General features: G+C 46.4%; 6 protein-coding genes. 1 reads left to right on the top strand and 5 read right to left on the bottom strand.

The genetic code is table 11. The features are described 5' to 3' along the window. Positions 1–17: 17 nt before the first annotated feature. Entirely contained in the window at positions 18–1382 is a 1365-nt protein-coding gene (locus OXH00_17365) for an aspartate kinase (GenBank protein ID MCY3742787.1), read from the bottom strand. Between the two features lie 266 nt (positions 1383–1648). On the opposite strand from OXH00_17365, the gene OXH00_17370 reads away from it, so the two are divergent. Next, positions 1649–2584 carry a ThuA domain-containing protein gene (locus OXH00_17370; GenBank protein MCY3742788.1) on the top strand — a complete coding sequence of 312 codons (936 nt, stop codon included), beginning with the start codon at positions 1649–1651 and terminating at the stop codon, positions 2582–2584. 135 nt (positions 2585–2719) lie between these two features. Here OXH00_17370 and OXH00_17375 read toward each other — a convergent pair whose 3' ends face one another. From OXH00_17375 to OXH00_17390, 4 genes are all read right to left on the bottom strand, one after another. Beyond that, positions 2720–3055: a helix-turn-helix transcriptional regulator gene (locus OXH00_17375; GenBank protein ID MCY3742789.1), complete on the bottom strand. Its 336-nt coding sequence runs from the start codon at positions 3053–3055 to the stop codon at positions 2720–2722. After that, positions 3052–3396 (bottom strand): type II toxin-antitoxin system RelE/ParE family toxin, encoded by a 345-nt coding sequence (locus tag OXH00_17380; GenBank protein MCY3742790.1) that lies wholly within the window; start codon positions 3394–3396, stop codon positions 3052–3054. Before OXH00_17380 ends, OXH00_17375 begins: the two co-directional genes overlap by 4 nt. Before the next feature lie 321 nt (positions 3397–3717). After that, on the bottom strand, positions 3718–6687 hold the full coding sequence (locus OXH00_17385; protein ID MCY3742791.1) for a sigma-70 family RNA polymerase sigma factor: 2970 nt from the start codon (positions 6685–6687) through the stop codon (positions 3718–3720). Between the two features lie 272 nt (positions 6688–6959). Beyond that, on the bottom strand, positions 6960–7712 hold the full coding sequence (locus OXH00_17390) for a DUF1080 domain-containing protein (protein ID MCY3742792.1): 753 nt from the start codon (positions 7710–7712) through the stop codon (positions 6960–6962). Positions 7713–7888: the final 176 nt, after the last annotated feature.

A 7888-nucleotide genomic window follows, 5' to 3' on the forward strand; every position in this document is an offset into this window, starting at 1 on the left:
TAGTGGTCGTCCGGTTTTTAATTTGTTAGAGAATCGAAAAATTCTTTGTAGAGTGCTTGAACAGCCGTCTCCATGTCTCCAGATTTTATGCCGAACATCATGCTGACTTCGTTGGAACCTTGATTAATCATTTCAATGTTTACTTCTGCCCCCGCCAATGCCTTCGTGGCGCGCGAAGCAATACCGACAGTGTGACGCATTCCTTCACCCACAACCATAATCAGTGCCAACTCTCGTTCAACAGAGATGTCTTCAGGTGCAAGCGTTTGCCGAATCTGTTCGATGACCCTTTTTTCTTTCTGTGCCGAGAGGTTTTCTTCACGGATAATGACTGACATGTTGTCTATACCCGACGGAACGTGTTCAAATGAAATTTCTTCGGCTTCCAATATCTGCAATAACCGCCGCCCGAATCCGATTTGACGGTTCATAAGGTATTTGCTGAGATATATACAGCAGACACTCTCCATTGCAGCGATCCCAACAACTGGGATGTCTGTTGATTTTCGGTGCGGAACGATCCGGGTGCCATCTGCGTCTGGATTGTTAGTGTTTCGGATGTTGACGGGTACATGTGCGCGATAGACCGGTTCGAGGGCTTCGTCGTGGAACACAGAGAATCCGGCATAAGAGAGTTCCCGCATTTCACGATAGGTTAACTCGGCGATTGGTGCCGGGTCTTTAACGATAGACGGGTTCGCTGCGAACACAGAATCAACATCTGTAAAGTTCTCATACACTTCCGCCCGCACCGCACTCGCGAGAATAGCACCTGTGATGTCTGAACCGCCGCGCGAAAAAGTGACGATGTTGCCCTGTCTTGAGTAGCCAAAGAAGCCGGGGAAGATAGTGACTCCCGGGCGTTCGTGTAGATCGCGCAGCCGGTTATACGCTTCCGGTAAGACTTGTGCATTACCGGGTTCGTCGGAGAGCAATAAACCTGCGTCCTTCGGATTCACGTAGTGTGCATCTACACCTCGTGCTTGTAGGACTTGTGCGACGAGCCGTGCGCAGTTATCTTCGCCGCCTGCTTTCATTGTATCCATATAGAGGTCGGCATCGGTTATGCTGTTCTCGAGACGTTCTGTTAGGTCGCGGGCGATGGGTTCAGTGACCTCCGCAGGGAGTCCTAATTCAGAAGCGATGCGACGGTAACGTTCAATGGCTTCAGCACATTCCGAAGCACCGAGTTTTCCAGCAAGGCGCTGTGATGCCGCAGCAATGAGCAGATCGGTTACTTTGATGTCTTGGCTGTGTCGTTTTCCGGGTGCAGAGACAACGATAAGGCGGCGTTCCGGGTCAGCGGTGATGATGTCACAAACTTGACGCACTTGCTCCGCTGAGGCGAGGGAACTCCCGCCGAACTTGGATACTTTTAGCAATCTGGTCCTCCAATTTCTTCTATTCAGTTATAATGGTCTTGCTGTTGAGGGGTTAAAGGCATGGGCACATTCTCCTACAAATTGCGTGTCCGTTTCGGATAATGTTTTCGAGTCTGTCTTTTAATTTTATGGTAATTTCTGATATTTGTCAAAGTTTTTTCTCTATATATGCGGACCGTTTAGTTTTTTGCAGACAGATTCAATGTGACTTTCTGAGAAAAATGTGCTATACTTATGCAAAATCTTATTTATGGAGTTATTTTTTAATGAATAACGAATGGGTTGTTTACGAAGGGAACGAAGGTCCCGGAAAAGGTAAACATATTGTCCTTGTTAGTGGTGATGAAGAGTATCGCTCTGAAGAGGCGTTGCCAATGTTGGGGAAGGTATTAGCCACACACCACGGCTTTACATGCACGGTGCTGTTTGCGATTAATCCTGAAACAGGTGAAATCGATCCGGAGGTGCAGACGAACATTCCGGGACTTCACCATCTACAATCAGCGGATATGATGGTGCTGTTCACACGTTTCCGCGAACTGCCCGATGAGCAGATGAAGTATGTCGTTGACTATACGAATGCTGGTAAACCCGTGATAGGGCTTCGGACAGCAACGCACGCTTTCAGTTATAGCCGCGATCTTGAGAGTCCGTATGCAAAGTATAGCTTCAACGCCAAAGATTTTGAAGGCGGCTACGGCAGGCAGGTGCTTGGTGAGACGTGGGTCAACCACCATGGACACCATGGTAAAGAGAGTGCCCGCGGCGTGATCGACGAAGCGATGCAAGATCATCCGATACTCAAAGGCGTTGACGATGTTTGGGGACCGTCTGATGTCTACGGCATTAATGACTTGACAGGTGATTCGCAGGTGCTTATCCACGGACAGGTGCTGGTCGGTATGGATCCGACAGATGTACCAAAATCGGATACTGTCACAATGCCGATGGTGTGGATTAAAACCTATACCGGTGATGAAGGGAACACCTCACGCGTCTTGAACACGACGATGGGTGCCTCTGTCGATTTGGAAAGCGAAGGACTCCGTCGTCTTCTCGTCAATGGCTGCTATTGGTGTATGGGGATGGAGGACGATATTCCTGATAAAAGTGTCGTCGATTATGTCGGCGATTATGAACCGACGTTCTTCGGTTTTGGCACGTTTACAAAGGGTGTCCGTCCGGAAGACCATGCGCTGTAAGGTGAGTAGTTAGTTTTGACCAACAACTCGTGCCTTATTAAAAATATCGGTAGGCGAGTTGTTGGTCAAGGTTCCTGGACACGATGCTTCTTTAACCGACAACTATTTTATTCGGCTGCTTTTGCAAAAAATGTATCAGAACGGAATTGAAATGCTAATCTCTGCTGCCGGATTGTATGCAGGACTACCTTTAACAACAATTTCAACGTCACAATCCAGCTTTCTGATGAGTAAAAACAAGGATTCAATAGAAAAGCCATCAAGTCTGCCGTTTAGGAGCGCCGTGATTTCCGGTTTGCTGAGTTCTAAAAGTTTGGCGGCCTCGTCCCATGTAAGTTGGCTTTCGGTTATAATGCTGTTGATTATTAAGGAAAGACGGGCTTTCGTACGGTATTCTTCTGGATTGACAAAACCTAAATCTTCAAACACATTACCGCTGCTTTTTTCACCTTCAATTTTTTCTTCAGTCATTTTTTTTCTCCTTGTGCAAGTCTTTTTGCCGTGTTCAAACGTCTACGGATGAGATCAATTTCCCTTTTGGGAGTCTTTATGCCCCGTGTCGATTTTTTTTGAAAGCAGTGCAGAACATAAACGAAGTCTCCGAGGTTCACCGCATAAACTGCCCGATAGGTATCCCGGGCGTAATCGCTGACAATTTCATACACTCCCGAAAATCCTTTCAAGGGTTTGGTTTTGTGAGGCGTTATGCCTGATTGCACACCTTCCAATGTATAGCCTATTTCTTGCTGTACCCTGTTCGGAAATTCTAAAAGCCTCTTCTTGGAGTCGCCCACCCAGAAAACGTCTCGCATTCGTTTTTGCTGCATACACATATTTTAGCAAATCAAGAGAGTTTTTGCTACACTTTCTTCACCAGGAAAAACTCATGGGAACTGACGCACGATTTTAAGTGCTGCGGAAGTCATAGTGAGCATCGCGACTGGAATAGTTGGCTCGATTCATATATCGGTAATTCTGCCTACTTCGTCTATTTCGCGGATCAAGCATTTTTGATGTCAGAGGAAGAATTTCAGAAGGCAAAGGGATCCCAATCGCGGACATCGCTAAGTTTTTTACATACTCTACTACTGATGTCCGTTCAACGTTCAAGGCGACGCGTGATGTAATGTCATCTATTCTTCGGCAAGCGCGATGTGAAATATCCCGTGATCTTTGATAGCACTAAACAGTTTATCGTTAAGGACAGCGAGCGCAGCAGTTTCACCGAGTGCTTCTGAGGAAACCTTTTTCCATTGATTACGGGTATCCAACCGATAGGCTCCGATATTGCTAACACCATAGATTGTGGGGCCATCCACGGCAAATCTATCTATGATCGGACGCATACCCGCACTATCGGTTAGCACGCGCCAGTGTGCGCCGGTCTCTGAACTCAAGACCCCTTCGTCTGTTGCGACATAAACTGTTGAGCCAACAAAGGTTATCTCATTGAAATCGTCAAAACGAAGTGGTAGACTTGGCGTAACATCTCTCCAGCTATTCCCTCCATCAAGTGACTGAAACAGCTTACCATCGCGTTTGCCGACGTAGATGGTTTCTCTCGAAACGGCTAATTTGAGATCCTGGATGTCGTTGTCATAAGACTCTTGGCTCTTGTCTGTTAATCCTGTGTTTGTCCATACCGGATCACCCAGTTTCCACTTAAAAAGCGTACGTTCCTGCTCAGCATAGAATACATCGTTAGAGACCCCGACTATTCCGGCTCCCGCTTTCTCTTTCTTTATGGGCGGTGGAACGATCGAGACAATTACGTGATGCTCTGTTTTAGAATCCGCGGATAAGTGCGTCTCTTTCGCTGCCTCGCTACCTGTTGGTAACTTGCGGCGTAATACTTCATCATGAGAAGCGGGTATGCTTTGAACGGGACTGCGTATACCGCCATCTGTAGATACGTGGGCAATTTGCAAATTGTTAACTCCAGGTGAAATAAGATAAAGATTATTGTCATCAACCACCAATTTTGAGTGAAAGGTATTGGAGACACGCGCGCTTTCCGGTTTTGATGAGTCAGTTGTAATTACAATCACCTTTGCAGCAAAATCCCCAGTAATTGAGATTTTTTTCCAACACACACCTTCGTCAGTGGATTGATACACCGCATAGCCGGTATGCGCGTATAATCTGTTATTGAACGCAACCAAATCCTTTAGCCTTGTTCCCACCATCCCATCTATAAGTAATCTCCACGATTGCCCGCCATCAGTTGTGCGATGAATCCCAAAGAGACCCGCTTTGTAAAACGTCGTCTCGTCTATAGCCACAACTGGAAGACTATTGATCATGAACAGGTCCGTATCTCCTGAAAGTTCTGTCCAGGTTTGTCCGCTATCTGTTGAATGATATTGTTGGCTGGCAGTTGACACTAAAAGCACTTCACCAACAGCCGAAACCGTCATGCCAGAGGGTATCACTCGATCATAATCAGATTTATAACTGGGTGTTATTTCTGTCCAAGATGCTCCCAAGTTAGCCGAATGGAAAATTTTGAGGGCATGCGACTCATTTCTTGGTACTTCTTGTTCTACCTCTATTGGCGTGAGTCCCAACAGATGGGGACCTGTCCCAACATAGAGATTATTATCAGACACTGCCAAGGAATAGATGGCTCTTGATGTCTCTACCGGCAACTTTTGCCAAGTGCCTGAACCCAGACGATAGAGACCGCGCGCTGTGCCAGCAAACACTGTTGTTCCAACAGCAGCGACTGTAGAAATCCTTTTGTTTGCCAATCCGCCATTAAATAGGTGCCATTGTGTCCCACCGTCTGTAGATCGATAAATCCCTTCATCTCTAAGCGCAAGATACATCGTAGAACTCTCACCCGTGATAATGAGACCAACGGCGTGTCCCTTTGGTCGGGAACCAATCGTCCGCCATGTTTCACCTTTATCATCCGACCTAAATATTTCATCGGTGGATACTATGTAAAGGATGCCACTATGCTCTGCCATCGGCATTAGCGATTCACCAATTGGAATATCCGTGTTGATGCGTGTCCATGTGGTAGCATCTGCGCCTAATCTGTATATGCCTGAGGGGGTAACACCATAGACGCTGCCTTCAGATGTAGCGAAGATATCGCGGACGCGCCCGCTTGGTGGTGCGCTTCCCTGCGTCCACTGCGAAGTCGAAAACTTGGCGGAGTCCTCCAATGTAACAGATGCTGTGGTCGTTGTAGAGACTTGTGCCCCAGTACCGCTGTTTTTACCTGCGGAAGCTGCCCGACCCACTCGATTTTGTATAGCGGGTTTCGCCGCAATATCCAGAATGATAGGTGTGTCAACGATTTCAATGGTAGGTTCAGATTGTGCTTCAAAACTGTACGGCTTCTGAAAACGAGCAAGGTACGCGTTGCTCACACCGAGCAGCAATATCACCAGAACGGTGGCAGTTCCAACAGCCGCCCACGGTAGCAACGGTTTGCCAACCGGGGGCGATATCGGTTTCATATTAGCGACTTCCTGCATGATACGCTCAGTTACTTGGGCAGGGAATGGGATACCCCCGAGTGTTTCGCTAACCAATAGTTCTTCCTGCCGTTCCTGTAAACGCTCGCGTCCGCGGTGAAGTCGACTTTTAACTGTGTTGACTGACACACCTAAGAATTTTCCAATTTCCTTCGCCGTCATTTCTCCGAGATAAAAGAGTGTCACCACCGTACGTTCGCTCTCCGGCAGCTTTGCCAAAAGTTTTTTGACGAGTTCATGGCGATCCTCAGTGATCTCTGTCTGCCGTAGGTCAGATAAGTGATGCGTATAAGAGAGTTTCTCAATTTCTTCTATAGGTGTGGCTTCCAATGATTGCATCACAGATTTGTTCTTTTGGTGCCACTTCTTGCAAAGATTATTCGCGATAACATAAAGCCATCCCCCAAACTGGTTCGGATTTTTCAGCTGTGCGAGGTGCTTGTATACCTTGAGGAAAGTGTCTTGGGTTATCTCTTCAGCGATGTGAAAGTCACCGACCTTTCGCCACGCCAGCGCATGAATACTCTTTTGATGCTTTTGGACTAAAACACTGAATGCTTCATCGTTGCCTGATAAAATGCTACGAATCAATTGAACATCGTTTTCTCTTTCCATCAGAATACTCCGTGATTATGATCCGCCGATTTTGGACAGATACAGCGGTGGATAGACAAGTTATCTCAATATCAAGTCACTTTCCTATTGGTAAAGTATACCAAACACGACAGTAAAATGAAACCCATAAATGTGAAACATTATTTCGTCCGTCTATAATTACAAAGGTTTCCACAAACCTCCCTGCCCAGACAAAGAAGAAAAGAAAAAGGATTGCTATAATATTCACACATTTCATAGAGATTCTCCTTTCAATGTGATTTCTGTTGAGATTAAAACCGCTTCAAGTTCCCCCATGTTGTCGCGAGTTTGCCTTGGAATGTTACGGCGAATCCACCGCCGTTTGGAATACTCTCGCCGGTCACAGTAATGTTATCAAAGCGCGCCGTATAATTCGAGAGACCGAAGCCTATGCCACCTGTCAGGAAGTCTGGAAAACCATCAAAGGCTTGAACCCCTGCAAGAATTAGAAGTTTCGTAGGTTTCACAACCTGCTTCCCATCAATCCAGAAAGTGACGATATTTCCTTGAACGCTTAACTTTAGATGCGCCCACTTATCCAATCTTAGAAGCGGATGCGCTGCCCTGTGAAGGCTTATAAACTCTACCCCGCGCCAATCACCATAGTCACAACTTATGCGTGTGCCAGGAACAGCTTTGCCGTCAATTAACTCCACCCGATCGTCAATGTTGCAGGAAACCACCCAGGCGCCGCTAACCCGTGCAGCAATCACTATAGTTCCAACACCGTGTTTTGTAAGCGGTTTGACATCAAATTCAATAGTATAGTTTTCCCATGTATTATCTCCGGTTATGAGTAGACGCCGAAATGTTTCACGGCTTACGGCGTGAAGTTCATTATTGATAACCTCCCAAGAACCAGGGGCTTTATTCAAGTGGACGAGTTCCTTCCACACTTCCAGATTTTTGTCATCAAATGTTTCGATAAATGTCCCTGCCGAGACAGAGAAAGACAAGAAACAAAGTAGCGTTACAGTTACAATTACAATACGTGTGAATCTCACCGAAAAACTCCTTTCATCTTTGCTGGGCAAGGTTTGAACAAGTTTCAATATTAAATTTGCACATCTCCGATCAATGTCGGGCGGGGAAACCCTGAAGAAACACCCCAGCAAAAACCCCCTAATGAAGTTTAAGAAATAAATTGGGTAATTGTTTAGAGTCTGTTATGCTGTTTGCT

Source organism: Candidatus Poribacteria bacterium (genome assembly GCA_026706025.1).
Lineage (GTDB): Bacteria > Poribacteria > WGA-4E > WGA-4E > WGA-3G > WGA-3G.